Source organism: Martelella sp. AD-3 (genome assembly GCF_001578105.1).
Lineage (GTDB): Bacteria > Pseudomonadota > Alphaproteobacteria > Rhizobiales > Rhizobiaceae > Martelella.
Map to the genome: position 1 here is coordinate 2,517,153 of NZ_CP014275.1, position 22,338 is coordinate 2,539,490.

At 63.5% G+C, this 22,338-nt stretch carries 18 protein-coding genes; 13 read left to right on the forward strand and 5 right to left on the reverse strand.

What is annotated here, in order from left to right; all coding sequences use genetic code 11:
- Positions 1-149: 149 nt before the first annotated feature.
- Entirely contained in the window at positions 150-1,589 is a 1,440-nt protein-coding gene (locus AZF01_RS11700) for a DEAD/DEAH box helicase (RefSeq protein ID WP_024707437.1), read from the forward strand.
- A gap of 416 nt (positions 1,590-2,005) precedes the next feature.
- On the opposite strand, the gene AZF01_RS11705 is transcribed toward AZF01_RS11700, so the two are convergent.
- Positions 2,006-2,497 carry a flavin reductase family protein gene (locus tag AZF01_RS11705; RefSeq protein WP_024707438.1) on the reverse strand — a complete coding sequence of 164 codons (492 nt, stop codon included), beginning with the start codon at positions 2,495-2,497 and terminating at the stop codon, positions 2,006-2,008.
- Between the two features lie 143 nt (positions 2,498-2,640).
- On the opposite strand from AZF01_RS11705, the gene AZF01_RS11710 reads away from it, so the two are divergent.
- The 6 genes from AZF01_RS11710 to AZF01_RS11735 all read left to right on the forward strand — a co-directional run bounded on the left by AZF01_RS11710 (position 2,641) and on the right by AZF01_RS11735 (position 10,290).
- On the forward strand, positions 2,641-3,723 hold the full coding sequence (locus AZF01_RS11710) for an ABC transporter substrate-binding protein (RefSeq protein WP_024707439.1): 1,083 nt from the start codon (positions 2,641-2,643) through the stop codon (positions 3,721-3,723).
- Between the two features lie 75 nt (positions 3,724-3,798).
- Positions 3,799-4,464 (forward strand): ribulose-phosphate 3-epimerase, encoded by a 666-nt coding sequence (gene rpe, locus AZF01_RS11715; protein ID WP_024707440.1) that lies wholly within the window; start codon positions 3,799-3,801, stop codon positions 4,462-4,464.
- 34 nt (positions 4,465-4,498) lie between these two features.
- Positions 4,499-5,218, forward strand: a complete 720-nt coding sequence (locus AZF01_RS11720) for a DUF2259 domain-containing protein (protein ID WP_152534489.1) — start codon at positions 4,499-4,501, stop codon at positions 5,216-5,218.
- A 221-nt stretch (positions 5,219-5,439) separates the two neighbouring features.
- Complete coding sequence (purB, locus tag AZF01_RS11725; RefSeq protein WP_024707442.1) at positions 5,440-6,747, forward strand: adenylosuccinate lyase; 1,308 nt, start codon at positions 5,440-5,442, stop codon at positions 6,745-6,747.
- Positions 6,748-6,828: 81 nt separating this feature from the next.
- The gene (locus AZF01_RS11730; protein WP_024707443.1) at positions 6,829-7,380 is read left to right on the forward strand and encodes an alpha/beta hydrolase; all 552 of its coding nucleotides are present in this window, start codon (positions 6,829-6,831) and stop codon (positions 7,378-7,380) included.
- Positions 7,381-7,758: 378 nt separating this feature from the next.
- Positions 7,759-10,290, forward strand: coding sequence for a GGDEF domain-containing phosphodiesterase (locus AZF01_RS11735; protein ID WP_152534490.1), 2,532 nt, complete (start codon positions 7,759-7,761; stop codon positions 10,288-10,290).
- A gap of 38 nt (positions 10,291-10,328) precedes the next feature.
- Here AZF01_RS11735 and AZF01_RS11740 read toward each other — a convergent pair whose 3' ends face one another.
- From AZF01_RS11740 to tpiA, 3 genes are all read right to left on the reverse strand, one after another.
- Positions 10,329-11,960: a CTP synthase gene (locus AZF01_RS11740; RefSeq protein ID WP_051424034.1), complete on the reverse strand. Its 1,632-nt coding sequence runs from the start codon at positions 11,958-11,960 to the stop codon at positions 10,329-10,331.
- 190 nt (positions 11,961-12,150) lie between these two features.
- Positions 12,151-12,606, reverse strand: coding sequence for a preprotein translocase subunit SecG (gene secG / locus AZF01_RS11745; protein ID WP_024707445.1), 456 nt, complete (start codon positions 12,604-12,606; stop codon positions 12,151-12,153).
- A gap of 310 nt (positions 12,607-12,916) precedes the next feature.
- Positions 12,917-13,687, reverse strand: a complete 771-nt coding sequence (gene tpiA, locus AZF01_RS11750; RefSeq protein WP_024707446.1) for a triose-phosphate isomerase — start codon at positions 13,685-13,687, stop codon at positions 12,917-12,919.
- Positions 13,688-14,081: 394 nt separating this feature from the next.
- On the opposite strand from tpiA, the gene parE reads away from it, so the two are divergent.
- The 6 genes from parE to AZF01_RS11780 all read left to right on the forward strand — a co-directional run bounded on the left by parE (position 14,082) and on the right by AZF01_RS11780 (position 21,705).
- On the forward strand, positions 14,082-16,139 hold the full coding sequence (gene parE, locus AZF01_RS11755; protein WP_024707447.1) for a DNA topoisomerase IV subunit B: 2,058 nt from the start codon (positions 14,082-14,084) through the stop codon (positions 16,137-16,139).
- A gap of 382 nt (positions 16,140-16,521) precedes the next feature.
- Entirely contained in the window at positions 16,522-17,463 is a 942-nt protein-coding gene (locus tag AZF01_RS11760; RefSeq protein ID WP_024707448.1) for a patatin-like phospholipase family protein, read from the forward strand.
- A 42-nt stretch (positions 17,464-17,505) separates the two neighbouring features.
- Positions 17,506-19,179 carry an alpha/beta-hydrolase family protein gene (locus AZF01_RS11765; RefSeq protein WP_024707449.1) on the forward strand — a complete coding sequence of 558 codons (1,674 nt, stop codon included), beginning with the start codon at positions 17,506-17,508 and terminating at the stop codon, positions 19,177-19,179.
- A gap of 163 nt (positions 19,180-19,342) precedes the next feature.
- Entirely contained in the window at positions 19,343-20,044 is a 702-nt protein-coding gene (locus tag AZF01_RS11770; protein ID WP_024707450.1) for a L,D-transpeptidase, read from the forward strand.
- A gap of 265 nt (positions 20,045-20,309) precedes the next feature.
- Positions 20,310-20,876 carry an NADPH-dependent FMN reductase gene (locus tag AZF01_RS11775; protein ID WP_024707451.1) on the forward strand — a complete coding sequence of 189 codons (567 nt, stop codon included), beginning with the start codon at positions 20,310-20,312 and terminating at the stop codon, positions 20,874-20,876.
- Between the two features lie 148 nt (positions 20,877-21,024).
- Positions 21,025-21,705, forward strand: a complete 681-nt coding sequence (locus tag AZF01_RS11780; RefSeq protein ID WP_024707452.1) for a hypothetical protein — start codon at positions 21,025-21,027, stop codon at positions 21,703-21,705.
- A gap of 29 nt (positions 21,706-21,734) precedes the next feature.
- Here the strand turns inward: AZF01_RS11780 and AZF01_RS11785 are convergent, their stop codons facing one another.
- On the reverse strand, positions 21,735-22,337 hold the full coding sequence (locus AZF01_RS11785; RefSeq protein ID WP_024707453.1) for a flavin reductase family protein: 603 nt from the start codon (positions 22,335-22,337) through the stop codon (positions 21,735-21,737).
- Position 22,338: the final 1 nt, after the last annotated feature.

Below are 22,338 nucleotides of genomic sequence, written 5' to 3' on the forward strand. Positions count from 1 at the left end.
CGAAAAGCGACGCGAAAAGAGCCCGCGAGCCCCCATGCTTCCGGGCTTTTCTTGACTCTCGCGCGGTTTGGTACTATCCCGCCCTCGTAAACGCGAAGGCGGCCAAGGATCCGTCTATTTGTCAACGACAACACGGAACACGTTTCCCTTTGACCTCATTTTCAGATCTTGGGCTCAGCCCCAAAGTACTTTCCGCCGTAACCGAGGCCGGTTACAGCGAACCGACGCCCATCCAGGCGGGCGCGATACCGCACGCACTGACCCGCCGCGACGTCTGCGGCATCGCCCAGACCGGCACCGGCAAGACCGCCTCTTTCGTGCTGCCCATGCTGACGCTTCTGGAGCGCGGCCGCGCCCGCGCCCGCATGCCGCGCACGCTGATCCTCGAACCGACGCGCGAACTCGCGGCCCAGGTTGCCGAAAATTTCGAGAAATACGGCAAGAAACACAAGCTCAACGTTGCGCTCCTGATCGGCGGCGTCTCCTTTGACGAACAGGACCGCAAGATCGAGCGCGGCGCCGATGTGCTGATCGCCACGCCCGGACGCCTGCTCGACCATACCGAACGCGGCAAGCTTTTGATGACCGGCGTCGAGATTTTCGTCATCGACGAGGCCGACCGCATGCTCGACATGGGCTTCATTCCCGATATCGAGCGGATCGCCAAGCTCATTCCGTTCACGCGCCAGACCCTGTTCTTCTCGGCCACCATGCCGGCCGAAATCCAGAAGCTTGCCGACCGGTTCCTTCAGAACCCGGCCCGCATCGAAGTCGCTCCGCCGTCCTCCACGGCCGCGACGGTGGAGCAGAAGCTCGTCGCCTCGAAGGCGAAGGACTACGAGAAGCGCGAGACGCTGCGCGCGATCATCGACCAGCAGGACGACCTGAAGAACGCGATCATCTTCTGCAACCGCAAGAAATCGGTCGCCGACCTGCTGCGTTCGCTGCAGCGCCACGAATATGCCTGCGGCGCGCTGCACGGCGACATGGACCAGCATTCGCGCACCACGATCCTGCAGAATTTCCGAGACGGAAAACTGCCGCTGCTGGTGGCCTCGGACGTCGCTGCCCGCGGGCTCGACATTCCCGATGTCAGCCACGTGTTCAACTATGACGTTCCGATCCATGCGGAAGACTATGTCCACCGCGTCGGCCGCACCGGACGCGCCGGCCGCAAGGGCAAGGCCTTTACCATCGCCACGGCGAAGGATGCCAAGTTCGTCGACGCGATCGAGAAGCTGATCGACCGGAAGATCGACTGGGTGGACGGCCCGCCCTCTTCTCACGCCGATGCGGAAACCGACGAAAAGCCGGCGCCGCGCGCGCGCCGCGGAGCCAGGAAGCAGGCCCCTGCAGCGGAAAGCAGGAGCGAGCCGAAGGCTGCGCCCAAATCCGAACCGAAGGCGGCGCCGCAGCAGGACAACCACGCCGCAAGGCCGGCCAATGCGGCAAATGCCAAACCCGCCGGCGGCAGGCCCGCCAATGACGACCGGAAGCGCTCACGCCGCCGCGACCGGGACGACGAGCCGACGCCCGTCGGCTTCGGTGACGACATTCCCGCATTCATGCTGATCGGCGCAAAAAACTGAGAAAGTCGGGGTGACTGATCCCAATCGCCCCGCTTTGCCGCGCGTGCCGCCTTTGGTCCGCGTGCCGCAGCCCGCATGAAATGCCTAGCGCATCGGCCCGAAAATCGGAATCGATTTTCGGGCCGATGCGTAGATTCAATAGGTCAGAGCGTCCTTTGTGCGTCCGAATGGACGCACGGCGCTCTAAGCCAAACAGGCATGCCAAACGAGAAAGAGCCGCACTTCCTGGGAGTGAAGCGCGGCTCTAATTGTGCAGGAAAACGGTTCGTTTGATAAGAATTCAGTAGGAATTGAGTGAATTCACCTTCATTCAAAAGAGATTCATCAAAGTTTCGTAATAATCTTGCAATATGCAAATATTCTTATAGCACGCTTCTTTTTTGGTCAAGCCTATTTTTTAGACAAATTCATGACGGTCACAGGGTCCGGTATGCGCGGCGGTAATACATCAGCGCCTCGTCATCTTCGCCGCACTGCGTCCTGACGACCTCGCCGATGAGGATCCAGTGGGTCGACATCTCCTTCGCCTCGACGAGGCGGCAGTCGAAACTGGCAAGCGCATCTTCCAGAACCGGCGCGCCGGAGCCGCCGAAATCCCAAGCGCCCTTTGCGAATCGCTCTTGCGCGGAAAGGCCGCCGAGCCCGGAAAAGGCATCGGCCAGCGGCTTGTGGCGGGCGCCGAGCGTGTTGACCGCGAAATTGCCGCTCTCGAGAAAGACCATATTCTTTGCGTTCAGCCGGTTGACGCAGGCAAGCACCGTGGGCGGCGCGTCGGATACCGAGCAGCAGGCCGTCGCCGTCACGCCGCGCAGCGCGCCGTCATGCGCGGTGGTCACGACCTGGACATGGCCGGCGAAGCGGGCCATCGCATCGCGATAGGCACGGGTAAAGGGCTGATCATCATGCATGGCGAGAGCGATACCGGTGGTGTGGTGAAATAGACAAAAACCGTCCCTTCATCTCTTGGTCCGGGTACTTACGGCGTTGCCCCTCACTCTGGCAAGGGGTATGACTCCGTTAACGCGCCTGAGTGAGAAACAGACCTGCCATCATGAGATCTTTTAAGGCCCGCCTTGTCCTTGCCGCGCTGATTGTCAGCGCCGCCGCGCCCGCAAATGCCCAACAGGTCGGCGTCGTGGCCCCGCTGAACGGCGACTATGCCGTGCTCGGCGCACAGATGCTCGACGGCGCCGGGCTTGCCGCGCGCAATCTGGACATCGACCTGACCGTCATCGACGAAGACTGCGAAGAAAACAACGGCGCGTCTGTCGCCGAGGCGCTCGAAGACGCGGGCGTCGGGATTGCTGTCGGCTTCTTCTGCAGCGAGACCTTGCGCACTGCCCTGCCCGTCCTCGCCGAGGCCGGCATTCCCGCCATCACCGTCTCCGTCCGGTCGCTGCCGCTGATGACCGATGCGCTCGCCAATGGCTGGCCGCTTTTCCGGCTGGCGCCGAACCGGCAGGACCAGGTGGACGCGATCGTCACGCTGATCATGACCGAATGGGTCGACCAGCCGGTCGCCCTTGTCGATGACGGCACGATCTACTACCGCGAACTCGTCAACGCCGTGCGCAACGAAATCGAGGCGCGCGGGCTGGAGCCGGTCTTCACCGACACCTTCCGTCCCGCCCAGCAGCAGCAATTGTCGCTTGTGCGCCGTCTCGACCAGGCGGGCGCCGCGCGGGTGCTGGTCGGCGGCACGCGCGGCGATGTCGCGATCATCGGCCGGGACGCGCGCGAACAGGGCGTTGCCCTCACGCTTCTCGGCGATGACGGCTTGCGCGCGATGGAAACCACGCCGCCGCTTGAGGACGGGACGCTGGCGATTGCGCTGCCCGACTACGGCGCTCTGCCGCCGGCGGCCGAGATCGCCGATGCTGCCGGCGCCGCCGATATCGTGCCGGAAGGCTATGTCGTGCCGGGCGCGGCCGCCGTTCAGGTCGCAGGCCAGGCGCTTGCCGCCGCCCGGGCAGACGGCGGCGGGATCGACGAGGCGCTTCTGAACCACACTTTCGACACAGCGATCGGCCCTGTCCGCTTCACCGCAAGGCACGAGCTGGCCGACAATCCGTTCTTTCTGCTGCGCTGGCAGAACGGCGAATTCGTTCCCGTCTTCGACAGCGCGCGTGAGTAAGACAGGCCGGCAACGCCTGAGAGCCGGCAAGACATGAGAAAATGGCCTTCGGGCCCCGCATTGAGGAACAAGCAAGTGAAACGTCCGCTCCGTATCGCGCCGTCCATCCTGTCGGCCGACTTTTCCAATCTTGGCCCGGAGGTCAAGGCCGTCGTCGATGACGGCGCCGACTGGGTCCATCTCGATATCATGGATGGCCATTTCGTGCCCAATATCACCTTCGGCCCACCGGTGGTGAAGGCGCTGCGCCCCCACACGGATGCGATCTTCGACTGCCATCTGATGATTGCGCCTGCCGATCCCTATATCGAAGCCTTCGCCAAGGCCGGTTGCGACATCATCACCGTTCACCAGGAGGCCGGCCCGCACCTGCACCGCTCGCTGCAGACCATCCGCAATCTCGGCAAGAAGGCGGGCGTGGCGCTCAATCCGGCAACGCCGGTGTCGATGATCGAACATGTGATCGACGATCTCGACCTGATCCTGATCATGACCGTCAATCCGGGCTTCGGCGGCCAGAAATTCATTCCCGCCACCTTGCGCAAGATCGAGCAGGCCAATGCGCTGATCGGCGACCGGCCGATCGATCTCGAAGTCGACGGCGGAATCGCGCCCGACACGGTCGGCGCCGTGACCAAGGCAGGCGCCAACGCGCTCGTCGCCGGTTCGGCAATCTTCGGCAAGGCGGAAAACGGCAGCTATCGCGCCCCGATCGAGGCTCTGCGCGCGGGAGAAGAATGAAGCAACGACCGGAGGCGACCAACAGGAGAAAGACATGCCCCGCTTCATGCCCCTGACCATGCTTGCCGCAGCAGCCGGGCTTTCGGCGCAGATGGCCGCCGCCGGCGACTTCGCCACCTTCACCCCGCTCGGCTTTTCGGATGATGGCGGCGTCTTCGCCTTCGAGGAATTCGGCGTCGAGGATGGCTCCGGCTTTCCCTATTCGAACATCTTCTTCATCGATACCGAACGCGATGCCTTTCTCGACGAGACCCCTTTCCGCGTGCGGCAGGAGGACGAGAACGCGACCATCAGCTCCGCGCGCGGCCTTACCGTCGGCGAGGCGCTGCCGCTGATCCAGGAATACAACCTGCTTGCCCATCCCGGCTGGCTTGCCGCCTTCAATCCGGTCACCGAAGAGGTCGCGGGCGACAGCCAGACGATCCGCTACCGTTCGCACCCGAACCTTTCGCCCGTCGGAACGCTTTCTCTGGAAACCTTCGCGCTCGATCCGATTTCGGCCTGCGCGGCGGTCACCCCGGATGCGCGGGGCTTCCGCCTTGCCTATACCGATCCGGAGGGCGAGACCCGCACGATCCACGAGGACAGCCGCATCCCCACCAGCCGGAACTGCCCGACGGATTACCGGCTCGGCGGCGTGATGACCTATGGCGGCGGCGGGGCAAATGCCGTCCATGTCGCGCTGGTCACCGTGCTCTCGCGTGGCTTCGAGGGACCGGACGGCCGCTGGATCGCCGTTCCCTTCAGGCCCTAGCCGGCATTTTGGGTCCGTTTTTGGGCGGTCGCGCCGTTTCCTTTGCGGGAAAAATGCTCTAGAGCATTTCGCATTCAGGTGAAAACACCTGACATCCGCGAAAAAGCGGCAAGACAATAAGATAGAGCGGTTCAGCATTGCCGTGAAAAGCTGGACCGCTAGAGAGCGTTTCAGGCCTGAAAATCCAGGCCGGCACGACGTGAAGAAGGATCCCCTGCCCGATGATACCGCGCTACTCCCGCCCGCAAATGACAGAGATCTGGTCGCCGGAAACCAAGTTCCGCATCTGGTTCGAGATCGAGGCCCATGCCTGCAATGCGCTGGCCGAGATCGGCGTCATCCCGAAGAGCGCAGCCGAGACGATCTGGGAAAAGGGAAGCGCGGCGACCTTTGACGTGGCGCGCATCGACGAGATCGAGGCCGTGACCAAGCATGACGTCATCGCCTTCCTCACCCATCTGGCGGAAATCGTCGGCCCGGATGCCCGCTTCGTCCATCAGGGGATGACCTCCTCGGATGTGCTCGACACCTGCTTCAACGTGCAGCTCACCCGCGCCAGCGACCTGCTGCTCGCCGATCTTGACGGCCTGCTCGCCGCGCTGAAGCGCCGCGCCTTCGAACACAAGGACACGATCACCATCGGCCGCTCGCACGGCATCCATGCCGAGCCGACAACCTTCGGCATCAAGCTTGCCCAGGCCTACGCCGAATTCGACCGCTGCCGGGCCCGCCTTGTCGCCGCGCGCGCGGAGATCGCCACCTGCGCCATTTCCGGCGCGGTCGGCACCTTCGCCAATATCGACCCGCGCGTGGAAGAACATGTGGCGGAGGCCATGGGGCTGAAGGCCGAGCCAGTCTCCACCCAGGTCATTCCGCGCGACAGGCATGCGATGTTCTTCGCCACGCTCGGCGTCATCGCGTCTTCGGTCGAGCGGCTGTCGACCGAGATCCGCCACCTGCAGCGCACGGAAGTGCTGGAGGCGGAAGAGTATTTCTCGCCTGGCCAGAAGGGCTCGTCCGCCATGCCGCACAAGCGCAATCCGGTGCTGACGGAAAACCTGACCGGCCTTGCCCGCATGGTGCGCGGCTATGCGTTGCCGGCCATGGAAAATGTCGCCCTCTGGCACGAGCGCGATATCTCCCATTCCTCCGTCGAGCGGATGATCGGACCCGACGCCACGGTGACCCTCGACTTCGCGCTGACGCGGCTGACGGGCGTCATCGACAAGCTTCTGGTCTATCCCGACCACATGATGGACAATCTCAACAAGTTCCGCGGCCTGGTGCATTCGCAGCGCGTTCTCCTGGCGCTCACCCAGGCCGGCGTCTCGCGCGAGGATGCCTATCGTCTGGTCCAGCGCAACGCCATGAAGGTGTGGGAGGAAGGCAAGGACTTCCTCGAGGAACTGCTCGCCGACAAGGAGGTCACCGCCGCGCTCTCGGAAGAGCAGATCCGCGAGAAATTCGACCTCGGCTACCACACCAAACACGCCGACACGATCTTCAACCGCGTCTTCGGCGAAAGCTGAGCGCCGCCGCTACCCGCAAAACGATCCGCAGCGTCCGGTTTCTTCCCGGAGCTGCGCCCCCGAAATGTCATGTGAAGCGCCATGAAGATTTCCGAAACCGAAATCCTGATTGTTCCCGGCTACAAGAATGCCGGCCCCGACCACTGGCAGAGCCGCTGGGAGCGCAAACTGTCCACGGCGCGGCGCGTCGAACAGGAAGCATGGTCGAAGCCGGAATGCGAGGACTGGACGGCCCGGCTTGTCGAAGAGGTCAACCGCGCGGAGCGCCCGGTGGTGCTCGTCGCCCACTCGCTCGGCATTCCGACCTCGGTTCGGGCGATCCCGGACTTTCGCAAACGCGTCGCCGGCGCGTTCTTCGTCGCGCCGCCGGAGGTGGACAATCCGTCCGTGCGGCCAAAACACATGATGACCTTCGGCCCCTACCCGCGCGAACCGCTGCCCTTTCCCGCGATCGTGATCGCCAGCCGCAACGACCCCTTCGGCCGGTTCGAGCACGCGCGCGACATTGCCGCCGCCTGGGGCGCCGATTTCTACGACATCGGCGAGGCGGGCCACGTCAACGACAAGGCGGGCTTCGGCCCCTGGCCGGAAGGCACGCTGATGTTCGGCCTCTTCGTCTCCGGCCTGCGCTGAGGCCCAGCCTCGTCTCCGCGGTGGTGCCCGGCCGTCTTTGCCACGGCCGAATATCGTTCGTCGCTAATTGATAGAATTGACATTCTGCCTTCATCCATCACACTAACGCATCGTGCTTTCCGAAAATCGGAATCGATTTTCGGAAAGCACGATGCATAGACTCAATAGGTTAGAGCGTCCTTTGAGCGTCCGAACGGACGCACGGCGCTCTAGCGTGTCCGGAATGCGTTCGTTTGCACGCCGGCGGCAGTGTCGACATCACGGAGCGCGGAGCGGGTTGTGGCGGCCCGATCCATTCGAACAACGGAACAAACCGTGCCGAATGCCCGTTCTCCCCGAAAGGATAATCGTTTGGCGAGGGAAACGAGGAGTTCATTTTTGTCAGGGGAGGCCGAACTGGCCTTCGCAGTGCTCGAGCAATCGCCCATGGCGGTCGCGGTCGTGGAACTCGATGGCCAGACAATCACCGCAACCAACGCGAACTTCGAAACGCTCGCGCCCGGAACGAAGGCGCAGGGCCGCTCCATTCTGGAGTGGATACACGCAGACGACCATCCGCTCTTGCGCAATCTTGTCGGTCCGACCTCCGGCGTTTCCGGACGGGAGCAGAAATGTGAGATGCGCATCGGCCGGCGTCCCGACGGGCCCTGGCGATGGATGCTTGTTGCAGCGACCGTCCTTCCGGAAAATGAAGCAGGCGCGCGGCGACGTGCGCTTTTCTATTTCATCGATATCCACACCCAGAAAAGCCACGAATTGCTGGAAAGCGAGCGCGCGCGGCGCTGGAACTACGCGCTCGTCAGCTCCGGCCTCGGCGTGTGGGATCACGACTACCGCAGACAGGAATACTTCTACTCCCAGACATGGCGGGCCATGCGCGGCTACGCCTCGACCGGCGCCACACCCTTCGCCAGCACAGAGCAATGGCTGCAGCTGGTTCATCCCGACGACCGCGATTTCGTCGCCCACGCCATAGAGCGCCAGAAGGCTGGCGACCTCAAATATATGAATTTCGAATATCGCGAGCGCCATTGCGACGGCCACTGGATATGGATCGAGTGCCGGGGCGATGCGGTGGAGTATTTTCCCGACAACCGGCCTTCCCGCATCATCGGAACCGATCAGGACGTGACAGACCGCAAGGATGCCGAAGCCTTGCTCGCCCATACGCGCCAGCGCCTGGAAATGGCGCTGACCACTTCGCGCATCGGCGTTTTCGAGCACGACCGTGCGACCGGCACCGTTTATGCCGACGCCCGCATCTGCGAGATCTACGGATTTGACGACCAGCCGGAGAGTTTCGACATCCAGCGCGTTTTCGACCTCGTTCACCCGGAAGACCTGAAGCGGGCGGCCGCCGGCTCCGCCGGACTGACCCCCGGCGGCGCTCCGGCTTCCTCCGAGTTCCGCATCCACCGCGAGAATGACGGGTCGCTGCGCCATATCCGCCATCTCGTGCGCCTTCACATCGGCGAAGACGGCCAGGAGACGATCGTCGGCATCAACTGGGACGTGACGGAGGAAGTGCGCCTCCGGCAGGATCTGGTGACCGCAAAGCAGCTCGCCGAGGCGCGCAATTTCGAACTCGACCGCGCCAAGTCAGACATCGAATATGCCGCGCTGCACGATTACCTGACCGCCCTGCCCAACCGGCGCTTTCTTGAGGACGAGCTGGAGCGCCGGGTGTCCATCGCCGCCGCATCCGATGTCAATGTCGGGCTGCTCCAGATCGATATCGACGACTTCAAGGGGATCAACAGCGCCTACGGCCACGGCGCCGGCGACCGCGTGCTCAGCCACTCGGCGCAGACCCTACTCGACCTGTCGAAGCACAATGACTTCGTTGCCCGCATGGGCGGCGACGAATTCGCCATGATCATCAGCTATGACGGCGGCTGCGACAGGCTTGAACAGACCGCGAAACGAATCCAGCTCGAACTCGCCAAGCCGGTCGTGCTCGATGACGGTCGCGTCCGGCTTTCCGCCAGCATCGGCATCGCCACGCTTGAGAGCGAAGGGGCCGGCGGCGCCGCCGCCATGCTCAGAGACAGCGATCACGCGCTGAAGCAGGCCAAGTCAAAGGGCGCCGGCCAGATCGCATTCTACACTCCGGGCATCCGATTCTCCGACGCGGTCGACCGCAAGCCTTCCGACCGGTTGATGCAGGCGATCGACCAGAGCGAGTTTGTGCCGTTCTACCAGCCGCAGTATGACGCCGAGACCCTTGATATCCGGGGCATCGAGACGCTCGCACGCTGGCGGCAGGCCGACGGCTCCTTCAGCGAACCGTCAAGCTTCATCCCGCTTGCCCAGTCGCTCAACATCATGAACATGATCGACGCCAGCATTCTCTCGCAGGCGCTCGAGGATCACCGCCGCTGGCGGGAAGACGGGCTCGCGCCGCCGCGCCTGTCGCTGAACCTGTCCCCGCACCGGCTCAGCGACCCGGCGCTGGTGCCCGAGTTACAGCGCACCGAGCTTCCGGCCGGCACCCTCACCTTCGAACTGCTCGAATCGATCTTCCTCGACCAGCAGGACGATGTCAGCGCCTACAATCTGAAACAGATCCGGCGGCTCGGCATCAATATCGACGTCGATGATTTCGGCACCGGCTACACGTCGATCACCGGGCTGCTCAAGGTCGCGCCGAACGGTCTGAAGATCGCCCGCGAACTGGTTATGCCGCTGCCCCGCTCATATGACCAGCGGGCCATTGTGAAGTCGATCGTCGATATCGGAAAAACATTGAATATCGAAGTGATCGCAGAAGGCGTTGAAACGCGGCAACATGCCCGGATCCTGACGGAGCTTGGCTGCGACGCGCTTCAGGGCTACTGGCTCGCCCGGCCGATGCCGGCGGACGCGATGGAAACGCTTCTGCGCCGCAAGATGGCCGAAGCTTCCGCCTGAGTCAGGCTCAGGCGAAAGGCGCGAAAGCGCCCGTCATCTCACACGAGACGGCTTTGCTCGAGAGCGGCCGCGATGAAGCTTGAGAACAGCGGATGCGGCTCCAGCGGGCGGCTCTTCAGCTCGGGGTGATACTGCACGCCGATGAACCAGGGATGATCGGCATATTCGATCGTCTCCGGCAGGATCCCGTCCGGCGACGTGCCGGAGAACACAAGGCCGCAGGCCTCGAGTTTCTCGCGATAGCCGAAATTGACCTCGTAGCGGTGACGATGCCGTTCGGAGATCTCGGTCGTGCCGTAAACCGCGGCAATCTTCGTGTCAGCGCCCAGATGCGCCTTGTAGGCGCCGAGCCGCATCGTGCCGCCGAGATCGTCGCGGTCGCTGCGCTTTTCCAGCGTATTGCCCTTGACCCATTCGGTCATCAGGCCAACGACGGGCTCGCTGGCATTGCGGTCGAACTCGGTCGACGACGCGTCCTTGATGCCGGCCAGGTTGCGCGCCGCCTCGATGACGGCCATCTGCATGCCGAAGCAGATGCCGAAATAGGGCACCTTGTGGGTGCGGGCAAAGCGGGCCGCCTGGATCTTGCCCTCCGAGCCGCGCTCGCCGAAACCGCCCGGTACGAGAATGCCATGGACCTTTTCCAGATAGGGGGAAGGATCCTCCTTCTCGAAAATCTCCGACTCGATCCATTCCAGATTGACCTTCACCCTGTTGGCGATGCCGCCATGGGTGAGCGCCTCGATCAGCGACTTGTAGGCATCCTTCAGGCCGGTATATTTGCCGACGACCGCGATCGTCACCTCGCCTTCCGGCGTGCGGATGCGCTCGCAGACATTCTTCCACGCATCCATGCGCGGCACCGGCGCCGGATCGATGCCGAAGGCGTGCAGCACTTCGTCATCAAGCCCCTCGCGATGATAGGCGAGCGGTACGTCATAGATGTTCGAGACATCGAGTGCCTGGATGACGGCGGACGAACGCACATTGCAGAACAGCGACAGCTTGCGCCGCTCGGCTTCGGGAATTTCCCGGTCGGCGCGCACCAGAAGGATATCCGGGTGGATGCCGAGCGCCTGGAGTTCCTTCACCGAATGCTGCGTCGGCTTGGTCTTCAGTTCGCCGGCGGCCGGGATATAGGGCATCAGCGTCAGGTGGACGTAGACGGCATTGCCGCGCGGCAGGTCGTTGCCGAGCTGGCGGATCGCCTCCATGAACGGCATCGCCTCGATGTCGCCCACCGTGCCGCCGATTTCGCAGAGCACGAAATCGAAGTCGTCATTGCCCTCGAGAACGAATTCCTTGATCTCGTTGGTGACATGCGGAATGACCTGGACGGTGGCGCCGAGATAGTCGCCGCGCCGTTCCTTGTCGAGAATGTTCTTGTAGATGCGGCCCGTGGTGATGTTGTCGGTCTTCGTGGCCGAGCGGCCGGTGAAGCGCTCGTAGTGACCGAGGTCGAGGTCGGTTTCAGCCCCGTCATCGGTGACGAACACCTCGCCGTGCTGGGTCGGGCTCATCGTGCCGGGATCGACGTTGAGATAAGGGTCGAGCTTGCGCAGACGGACCCGGTAACCCCGTGACTGCAACAAAGCACCCAGTGCTGCTGCGGCGATCCCTTTTCCAAGTGAGGAAACCACGCCGCCGGTGATGAAGATATATCGCGCCATGGGCTTATTCCGATACCGTTTCCTGGCCGATTCTGCCAGAGGCTTTCCATAAAAAAGCGCCGGCAGCCGGTTCATTGCCACAAGAATGCCCCTCCGTGCGCTCAGCGTCTGCCGCGGCGCAAGGTTGGGCCCAAAGAAAATCCGGCGGACGATTGTCTTCCGCCGGATATGTTTTTCAGATTTTCGGCGATCAGTCGCCGGTGGGAACGCCCGTCGCGTTCGAGTCCGCCGCCGGTGTCGAAACCGCGGGCTGCTGGCCATCGCTGGCCGGAGCCGCGCTGTCGCCCGTGGTCGGCACGGCCGAACCGCCGGCATCGCCCGCTGCGGGTGTCTCGGTGGTGATCGAGCCGCCAAGCTGGTTCAGAATGCCCTGTCCGTCGCTCTCGGCATTCTGTTCGATCCGGTCGAGAATGTCCGACGGATTGCCCTGGTAGCGGGCCAGGATGCCCAGGCCGAGCGATGTGATGAAGAACAGCGTTGCGAGGATGGCGGTCGTGCGGGTCAGCGCATTCGCCGTTCCGCGCGCCGTCATGAAGCCGGATCCGCCGCCGATGCCGAGCCCGCCGCCTTCCGACCTCTGAATGAGGATCACACCGGCAAGCGCAACGACGATTATCAGGTGAATTACGATCAGTACCGTCTGCATGAATGTCCAATCCGGCCCCGCCCGCGAGGTGCAAACGGGGCAATCCAAGAATATCTGGCGTTTCTCTACATGAGGCGCGCTGTCAATCCAACCCCTTTTTCATGCCTGCCCGGCAAAGCCGCGACGGCCCGATTGCGGCTTCGCCCCTGGCAGGCTCGCCGCAAGCCATGCCGGACCCCGTCCGCCGCCCTGCCGCGCCGCGCCCCCCAGGCGCGCGAACATCTCCCGAAAATCCGGATCGAGAACCACTATTCTGTTTTTATTCCAGCATGTTGGAAGGATAGGCGAAACCGGCGCTGAAAGAACGGTTTTACAGAATATCCTCATAGGCATGGTAGATCGAGAGGAAGTCCGCGGCCTTCAGGCTTGCCCCGCCGATCAGGGCGCCGTTCACATGCGGCACGCTCATCAGCTCCTTGGCATTGCCGGGCTTCACCGACCCGCCATAGAGCAGGCGGAAGCGCTCGCCCGCCTCGCCGAAGCGTTCGATGAGATCGCGCCGCATGGCCGCGTGCACGTCCGCCACCTGCTCTGGACCGGGCGTCTGGCCCGTGCCGATCGCCCAGACGGGCTCATAGGCGATGATCGTGTTGTCGCCCGTGGCATCGTCCGGCATGCTTTCGAAGAGCTGGCGGTGCAGCACGTCCATGGTGCGCCCGGCCGCGTGCTCCGACCGCGTCTCGCCAATGCAGACGATCGCCGTCAGTCCCTGGTCATAGGCGGCCCGTGCCTTGGTCGAGACGACCTTGTTGTTTTCCCTGTGCTCCTTGCGCCGCTCGGAATGGCCGACAATGACGTGGGTGGCGAAACAGTCGCGGATCATCTCCGCCGAGATGTCGCCCGTATGCGCGCCGGTGCGCGCCTTCTGGTGGCAATCCTGCGCGCCGATCAGGAGCCTGGTGTCCACCGTCAGCGTGGTTGCCACATAGAGCAGCGTCGAAGGCGGGCAGATCAGCGCATCCACTTTCCGCGACAGGGGACCGCTGACGCCGTGGGCGATCGCCCTGATCTGGTCAAGCGATGCCCGGGTGCCGTTCATCTTCCAGTTCCCGGCGACCAGCGGTCGGATCTCGGATGTCATCTGTCTTTTTCTCCCAATCTGTCTTGCGTCGGCCAACGAGGCTCATCGCCCCTTCTTCCCCTATTCGAAGCCGGGGCGCAAATGCCGCGATGCCGGCTCTCCTCATGCGCCGGCCTGAACATCGCCGTCTTGTCCCAGAACAAACCGCTGGAACAGGGCCGAGAAACTTGTGGCTGCAACCGCCGCCTAATCGGTTTGACGCGCGCTTAAATCGAATCGTCCCGCACGAACCGCCCCTTGGCCGCAGCCTCTTGCCATGCCGCCGCGCCTTCATCCACAGCCAACCTGCGACAATTTGGCACAGCATCGCCTAACGGCCCATTCTTTGCCAGAATAGAGCACTGATTCGCCTATAAGGCGCATGCAAACCAACCTCAACATTCTGCCGGACCTTATGGATAACAGCAAAGACCTCTTCGCCGATCTTTCGGGCAACAGCAAGAAGCCAGCCGATGACGAGGCGGCGCCGCGCCCCGCCCTGAAGGCAGCCGGAAAGCCGGCCGCAGGCATCAAGGCGGCCGACGGAGACTACGGCGCGTCCTCGATCCGCGTACTGGAAGGACTGGAGCCCGTGCGTATGCGGCCGGGCATGTATATCGGCGGAACCGACGACAAGGCGCTGCACCATCTCTTCGCCGAAGTCATCGACAACTCGATGGACGAGGCCGTTGCAGGCCATGCGGATTTCATCGAGGTGCATCTCGACGCCGAAGGCGTGCTGACGGTCACGGATAATGGCCGGGGCATACCGGTGGAAAACCATCCCCAGGCGCCGGGCAAGTCGACGCTCGAAGTGATCATGACCAAGCTTCATGCCGGCGGCAAGTTCGACGGCAAGGCCTACGAGACTTCCGGCGGCCTGCACGGCGTCGGCGTTTCCGTGGTCAACGCGCTGTCCGACATGCTGGAGGTGGAAGTCGCCCGCGAGCGCCGTCTCTACCGGCTCACCTTCTCGCGCGGCGTGGCGCAGGGGGAATTGCAGGACCTCGGGCCGATCCAGAACCGGCGCGGCACCCGCGTGCGCTTTCACCCGGATGCGGAAATCTTCGGACCGCGCGCAAAATTCGATCCGGCCCGCGTCATGCGCATGGCCCGCTCCAAGGCCTACCTCTTCGGCGGCGTGGAAATCCGCTGGTCCTGCGACCCGTCGCTGGTGGAAGGCAACGAGGACGTGCCGGACAAGGCCGTGTTCCATTTCCCCGGCGGGCTGAAGGATTATCTCGCGGCAACCATCGGCAAGGATTTTACCGTCACGCGTGAAATCTTCGCCGGCAAGACGGAAAAGACCGGCGGCCACGGCGCTGTCGAATGGGCCGTCTCCTGGTATGGCGGCGACCCGGACGTCCACTCCTACTGCAACACCGTGCCGACGCCGGAGGGCGGCGCGCACGAGGCGGGCCTGCGCCAGGCGCTGATGCGCGGGCTCAAGAACTACGCCGAGATGATCGGCAACAAGCGCGGCGCGCAGATCACCACCGACGACGTGATGATCTCGGCGATCGGCATGCTCTCGGTCTTCATCCGCGAGCCGGAATTCGTCGGCCAGACCAAGGACAGGCTGGCGACCGTGGAGGCCCAGCGCATCGTCGAAAACGCGCTGCGCGACCCCTTCGACCTCTACCTTTCCGCCAACCCGATGGAAGCCGAGAAACTGCTCGACTGGGTGATCGAGCGCTCCGAGGAGCGGTTGCGCCGGCGCAAGGAACGCGAGGTCAACCGCAAGTCCGCCGTCAAGAAACTGCGGCTTCCCGGCAAGCTCGCCGACTGTTCGCAGAACACCGCGGCAGGCGCGGAACTGTTTCTCGTGGAAGGCGATTCGGCCGGCGGCTCGGCCAAGCAGGCGCGCAACCGCACCAACCAGGCGATCCTGCCGCTCAGGGGCAAGATCCTGAACGTGGCGAGCGCCGGCCGCGACAAGTTCACCTCCAACCAGTTGCTGGCCGACCTGATCCAGGCGCTCGGCTGCGGCACGCGGACGAAGTACCGCGAAGAGGACCTGCGCTACGAGCGGATCATCATCATGACCGATGCCGACGTCGACGGCGCCCACATCGCCTCGCTGCTGATCACGTTTTTCTACAAGGAAATGCCGGAGCTGATCCGCCAGGGCCACCTTTATCTGGCCGTGCCGCCGCTCTACAAGATCACACAGGGCGGCAAGACGGCCTATGCCCGCGACGACGCCCACCGCGCCGAGCTGATGGAAAACTTCTTCACCGGGCGCGGCAAGGTCGAGATCAGCCGCTTCAAGGGGCTTGGCGAAATGCTGCCCGCCCAGCTGAAGGAAACCACGATGGACCCGAAGAAGCGCATGCTGCTCAGGGTCGATATCGACGCGGTGGATTTCGAGGGCACCAAGGCCGCCGTCGACGACCTGATGGGCACCAAGGCCGACGCCCGTTTCCGCTTCATCCAGGAAAACGCCGCCTTCGCGGAGAACCTCGATATTTAGCGCGTTTCCAGAAAAAGCGGAGCCGATCGCAGGCGCCCCGAGGCGGTCGCCCGGCCCTGGCGCTCGGCCGCTGGCCGTTCGCCCCAAGCCTCGCCCACCCGAGACAAGATGGCCGCAACTCCGGGTTCCGCCTGCCTGCGGCCAGCCGCTGCTTCTCGCTCCTTGCTTCATCGCGAGTGACGAGATCGGATCGATCCCGGAAAATCTTCCTTGGAATAATTTTTCATATAATTTTCAGAAACTTATATAGTTAACTTCACATAAATAACGCTGAAGTTCATGCAGAGGATTAACGCTGATCATCCGGCGTTTCCGCCTTTGCTTGCCTGCCCCTGCCGGTCTAATTATAGTCCGGTCACGCGTCCTCAAGCGGAAAAGAGCCATGGTCCAACGTCGAAATCTCCTGCTTGCGGCAGGCGCCGGCCTGATCTCCGGAACGGCCCGCGCGCAAACGCCACTTTCCAGGGAGCCAGCCATGGCCAACGCCTTCGTCGATCAGCCGGATAAGAAGGAAGGGCTTGCGCTCGCCCTTGGCGGCGGCGCGGCCAAGGCCTTTGCCCATATCCCCTATCTGGAAAGCCTGGATACGCTCGGCATTCGCCCGAAAGAAGTCGCGGGAACGTCCATGGGCTCGATCCTCGGCGCTCTCTATTGCGACGGCATGAGCGGCCGCGAGATTCGCGACTATGTCGTCGACCTGTTCACGCGCCGCCAGTCCCTTCTGAAGAAGCTCCTGATCGATACCGGCGACACCTGGGGGTCTCTGATCAACATCTTCCGGCCCGCAGTCGTGGAGCCCGAAGTGCTGTTTGCGGCACTGTTTCCCGAGGGCATGGCCCGGGATTTTGCCGAGCTCGAAATACCGCTGACCATCGTCGCAACCGATTTCTATCGCCAGAACGAATATGTGATGCGCGAGGGGCCGCTTCTCTCGGCAATTGCCGCCTCCTCCTGCCTGCCCGTGCTGCTGACGCCCGTCCGCCGCGACGGGCGCGTGCTGATCGACGGCGGCTTCGTCAATCCGACGCCCTTCGATCTCCTGGACAAGGCCCGCTATGTCACCGTCGCGATCGATGTGACCGGCACCGATATCGAGGACACCGGCGAAATTCCGGGCTCGTTCGAAACCTGGGCCGGCTCCTTCAGCATCACCCAGCGCTCGATCGTCGCCGAGAAGGTCAAATGCGCGCGCCCCGATATCTTCATCGAACCGGCGGTCGGCGGCTTCAATCCGATGGATTTCTTCGAGGTCGAGGACATTCTCGCCGCCGCCGGTTCCGATCAGGACGCCTTCAAACGCAGAATTGAAAAAATATTCAATTAAACAAACAATTAGAGCCAAGAACAGAGAGACGGGTTGAACGAGATGGAACAGGATGATCGCCAAGGCCGGCGCTGGTATAGCGTCAGCATCTTCGCCCTTTCGCTGGGGCTGGTGTTTTTCGCCGCCTCGCTGACACCGTCGCTCATTCCGCGCGGCTGGCCGCTGCAGGGCGTGCTGGCCGGCCTGGTTATGGCGCTTGGCTACATGATCGGCCGGTTTCTGCTGGCGCTCTGGCGCGCGCTGCAGATCCCCGAGCCGCGCGGCACCTGGCGGCTCGTCGGCCGCGCCATTGTTCTTGCGGCCTCGCTTGCCCTGCTCGTCTTCTGCCTGTCGATGTGGACCGAATGGCAGAATTCCGTGCGCTCGCGCGTCAGCATGGAACTGCTGGAAGGCGGCGCGGTGCTGGCCATTCTCGTCATCGGACTTGTGACCTTTGCCGTCCTATTCGTGATCGGCGCGCTGTTCCAGTCCGCATTCGACGCGCTTCGGCGTCGGCTCTACCGGATAATCCCGCCGCGCGCGGCCAATCTGCTCGGTCTGGTGATCGTGCTGCTCGTCATCTTCGTCGCCTCGCGCGACTGGGTCCTGCCGTCGGCCATCGAGTTTCTCGACGAGACCTATGAGACGGCGCAGGACCTGTTCGAAACCGCGCCGCCCGCGCCGACGGACGCCTTCATTCCCGGCAGCCGCGAATCGCTCGTCAGCTGGGAGGCGATGGGGCAGCCCGGGCGCAACTTCGTCACCGGCGCGCCCTCGGCGGCGGACATCGAGGCCTTCAGCGGCGTTCCCGCCGAACGCCCGATCCGCGTCTATGTCGGCCGTTCGCAGGACGAAGACCCGAAGGAACGAGCCGAAATCGCGCTGCAGGAACTGATCCGGCTCGGCGCCTTCGACCGCAAGATCCTGCTGATCGCCAGTCCCACCGGCACCGGCTGGCTCGACCCCGGCGCCCATGACACGCTGGAATTCATGCAGAATGGCGATGTTGCGACGGTCGCGGTGCAGTATTCCTTCCTGCAGTCGCCGCTGGCGCTGATCTTCGAGACCGACACCGGTCTCGCGCAGGCAAGCGCGACCATGGAGACGGTCTACCGTTACTGGCTTACCCTGCCGGAGGACAGCCGCCCGGAACTCTACATGCACGGCATCAGCCTCGGCGCATGGTCGTCCATGCATTCCTTCAACGTGTTCCAGATGATGGACCAGCCGGTGGCGGGCGCTGTCTGGGCCGGCCCGCCCTTCCCGTCCTATCTCTGGCGCCAGACGGTTTCGGCGCGCAATGAGGGCACGCCCTATGTCCTGCCGATTGTCGACGACGGTGCGGTCGTCCGCTTCTCCTCGCAGTTCCGCAAGCCTTCGCAGAGCGGCGACGCGTGGGGTCGAATCAGAATAAACTTTCTCCAATACGCTTCTGATCCCATTGTATTTTTCGAGCCAAATTCGGGCCTCCGCGAGCCGGAATGGATGAAGGAGAAACCGGCGCCCGACGTCTCGCCCTACCTGCGCTTCGTGCCGGTGGTGACCCAGTTCCAGCTTGCCCTCGACATGGCGTTGTCAAAGGCGCTTCCGGCAGGCTTCGGGCACAATTACCTCGCCCGCGATTATATCGACGCTTGGGTCGCCGTTTCCAATCCCGATGACTGGAGCCCGGTCCGCACCCAGGCGCTGAAGGACATCTGCAATCTCGGCAGGGATACCGGCTGCGCGGTGGAATAAGGCCTCGGCAGGGGCAGGCGCGGCAAAACTGCGTGTTTTCGGTCACACCTGCCCGGCCAAGCAACGTGATGGCGCAATTGTGACCGGGTGGCGCTATCAAGGTGGAACGCGCTCGGCTAAAAGCCGTTTAGGACTAGACTTTTCCAATGATCAAGAGGCTTGAATGCTCGTTGACAAGACGATGGCGCGCCGCACCTTCCTTCTCGGCGCCGTTTCGACCACCGCAATCCTCACCGGCTGCGTGAGCCAGTACCCGGCTCAGCCCATGGCCCCGGCGGAACCGCTGATCGGCGGCACGCCCTACACCGCGGCACAGCTCGACGCGATGTACGGTCCGCTGGAGGACAATGGCTACATGATCCCGGCGGTTCCGTGGCGTCAGATCGACCCGCTCTACTACCGCCAGGAAGTGCGGGATCCGACCGGCGAAGCGCCCGGCACGGTCGTCGTCGATACGCCGAACCGCTTCCTCTACCTCGTCGGCGAGAATGGCATGGCCATGCGCTACGGCGTCGGCATCGGCCGCGCCGGCTTCTCCTGGGGCGGCAACGGCGTGATCAAGTGGAAGCAGGAATGGCCGAAATGGTTCCCCCCGAAGGAGATGATCGAGCGCGACCCGAAGCTTGAGAAATACTCCAACGAGAACGGCGGCATGGAGCCGGGCCTGATGAACCCGCTCGGCGCGCGCGCGCTCTACATCTTCGAAAACGGCAAGGACACGCTCTACCGCGTCCACGGCAATCCGGACTGGACCTCGATCGGCAAGGCCGTCTCCTCCGGCTGCATCCGCATGCTGAACCAGGATGTGATCGACCTTTACAACCGTGTCAACAATCTCCCGGCGCCAATCGTCGTCTACCAGTAAGAAGCAGCGGCCGACAGCGGCCTGACTTCTTCTCGTCCGAGAAGCCTCGCGCCTCGCCTTCCGGCGCGGCGCGTGTGCCTTTCGTTCGCCCACGGTTACCGGTATGTGACCTGGTCTCATCCCTGCCCTCCCTTGCCTCGCCCATCGCGCACCCCTATTTTCCTCACGTGTTCATTCAGGACCGACGGACAGTCTTCCGGTCGGTCTGTTCTTTCGCAATTCGGCGTCGACGGCATGTCCCTCGCGCCGCGGCCAGGAGAATTCCATGAAGCTCAACGTCATCATCGGCAGCACCCGTCCGGGCCGGGTCGGCCCGTCTATTGCCAAATGGGTCGGCGATTTCGCCCGCGACCATGGCAAGTTCGAAGTCGAGGTCGTCGATCTCGACGATTTCAAGCTGCCCTTCCTTGATGAGCCGAAGCATCCGCGGCTGCAGGAATACGAGCATGAGCACACCCGCAAGTGGAGCGAGAGCGTCGCTTCCGCCGACGCCTTCATCTTCGTGACCCCGGAATATGATTTCTTCGCCCCGGCAACGCTCGTGAACGCGCTGCAGGTGGTCTACAAGGAATGGGGCTACAAGCCGGCCGGCGTCGTCAGCTATGGCGGCGTCTCCGGCGGGCTGCGCGCCGCCCAGGAGCTGCGCACGCTGATCGTCAACCTCAACGCCCACCCCCTTCCCCAGGTCGTGCCGATTCCCTTCTTCCCGAAATTCATCGGCGAGGACGGACAACTGACGCCAAATGACGAGATGAAGGCGGGCGCGACCGGCCTGCTCGACGAGCTCTACAAATGGGCCGGCCCGCTGGCCGAGATGCGCAAGTCCGCCTGATCGATGATGCCGGGCAATATCCCTGCCCGGCTTTTTCGCGCGCGGGCGACGCAAAACTGTCATATTACAAGTGGAAAGGCGCAGAACGCCATTTCCAAGCGGCCAGCATTCGGTCATCCTGATTTGCGTGGGAGACCCGGTTGGAGGCATGACGATGGACATTCGCCGCATGAAAGTCTGGCTGCTCGGCATGGCGACGGACGACCCCGTTCCCTTCGATCCGCAGGCACACCGTCCGGATTGCCTGTGTCTTTCCGCCAAGGGCGAGGAGCGGCTTGAGGAGCGCATGGCCTCGCTCAGGAGCGTGTTGCCCTCGCTGCCGATCTTCCTGATCTGCGAGCCGATATCAAAAGCCTATAATATCGACGATTTTTCGCGCGCCGCACGCGCCGCGCCCGACGGCATCATCCTGCGCGGCGTGGAAAGCGCCGCCCGCATCCAGATGGCCGAGACGCTGCTGAGGGTCGTCGAGGCGCGCGAGGAGCTGGAAGAAGGCTCGATCGCGCTGATCGCCATGATCGGCGACAATGGCGGCGGACTCCTGAATGCCCGCCATTTTCTCCACCGGCACCGCCGCCTGATCGCGCTCGGTTATGACGGCGACGCGCTGGAGCCGGCAGACGGCGAGATTGCCCGTCAGGGCGCCGTCGCAACCATGCTCGCCGCGCGCAATCTCGGCGTGCCGGCCATCGATTTTTCGGCGGCACGTTCTCCGGCAGAGGCATTCGAGACCTCGTGCCACCAGGCGGCGCGCACGGGCTTTGCCGGCAAGCTCACCGAAAATCCGGACCATATCGGCATCATCAAGAGCGCCTTCGGCGCGGCCTGACAGAGGCGCCGGAAATTCGCGCCCGCCCCCTATCGCGGCCGGACCATCTCGAACACATCGCCGCCATCGCAATAGTCGCGGTAGCCGAGACGCGCGAGCGGCCGCACCTTTGCCATATCGAGCCGCCCCTCGGGCGTCAGCGCCTCGTCCTTGATGTGGATAGCGACCACCTGGCCGAAGACCATGCGGCTCTGCGTGACCGTGCCCGCAAGCGTCGGCGGCGCCATGATTGCCGTCATCCGGCATTCCAGCACCGCATAGGCCTCGCCGACACAAGGCGCGTCGACCAGCCTGCCGGTGACGGGCGTGAGACCCGCCGCCGCGAACTCGCTTTCGCCGCGTTCCAGCGGGGCCGAGGTGACGTTCATCTGTTCGGCAAGGTCCCTGCTGGCCAGATTGACGGTGAAGACGCCGGTCTCGTCGATATTGCGCACGCTGTCCTTGACGGTATCGGACGAGAACATCACCACCGGCGGCGCGGCGGAGACGGCGTTGAAGAAGGAATAGGGCGCGAGATTGTTCTCGCCCCTGCCGCTGCGCGAGCCGATCCAGCCGATGGGACGCGGCGAGACGATCGCCTTGAACGGATCGTGCGGCAGGCCGTGCGCGTTCCTGTCGGTGGTGTAGAACATC

Excerpts from the sequence above, each read along its gene's own strand:
- AZF01_RS11705 (WP_024707438.1), bottom strand. The coding sequence starts at position 2,497 with ATGCATGATGATCAGCCCTTTACCCGTGCCTATCGCGATGCGATGGCC.
- AZF01_RS11710 (WP_024707439.1), top strand. The coding sequence starts at position 2,641 with ATGAGATCTTTTAAGGCCCGCCTTGTCCTTGCCGCGCTGATTGTCAGC.
- AZF01_RS11720 (WP_152534489.1), top strand. The coding sequence starts at position 4,499 with ATGCCCCGCTTCATGCCCCTGACCATGCTTGCCGCAGCAGCCGGGCTT.
- purB (WP_024707442.1), top strand. The coding sequence starts at position 5,440 with ATGATACCGCGCTACTCCCGCCCGCAAATGACAGAGATCTGGTCGCCG.
- AZF01_RS11730 (WP_024707443.1), top strand. The coding sequence starts at position 6,829 with ATGAAGATTTCCGAAACCGAAATCCTGATTGTTCCCGGCTACAAGAAT.
- AZF01_RS11740 (WP_051424034.1), bottom strand. The coding sequence starts at position 11,960 with ATGGCGCGATATATCTTCATCACCGGCGGCGTGGTTTCCTCACTTGGA.
- secG (WP_024707445.1), bottom strand. The coding sequence starts at position 12,606 with ATGCAGACGGTACTGATCGTAATTCACCTGATAATCGTCGTTGCGCTT.
- tpiA (WP_024707446.1), bottom strand. The coding sequence starts at position 13,687 with ATGACATCCGAGATCCGACCGCTGGTCGCCGGGAACTGGAAGATGAAC.
- parE (WP_024707447.1), top strand. The coding sequence starts at position 14,082 with ATGGATAACAGCAAAGACCTCTTCGCCGATCTTTCGGGCAACAGCAAG.
- AZF01_RS11760 (WP_024707448.1), top strand. The coding sequence starts at position 16,522 with ATGGTCCAACGTCGAAATCTCCTGCTTGCGGCAGGCGCCGGCCTGATC.
- AZF01_RS11765 (WP_024707449.1), top strand. The coding sequence starts at position 17,506 with ATGGAACAGGATGATCGCCAAGGCCGGCGCTGGTATAGCGTCAGCATC.
- AZF01_RS11770 (WP_024707450.1), top strand. The coding sequence starts at position 19,343 with ATGCTCGTTGACAAGACGATGGCGCGCCGCACCTTCCTTCTCGGCGCC.
- AZF01_RS11775 (WP_024707451.1), top strand. The coding sequence starts at position 20,310 with ATGAAGCTCAACGTCATCATCGGCAGCACCCGTCCGGGCCGGGTCGGC.
- AZF01_RS11780 (WP_024707452.1), top strand. The coding sequence starts at position 21,025 with ATGACGATGGACATTCGCCGCATGAAAGTCTGGCTGCTCGGCATGGCG.
- AZF01_RS11785 (WP_024707453.1), bottom strand. The coding sequence starts at position 22,337 with ATGTTCTACACCACCGACAGGAACGCGCACGGCCTGCCGCACGATCCG.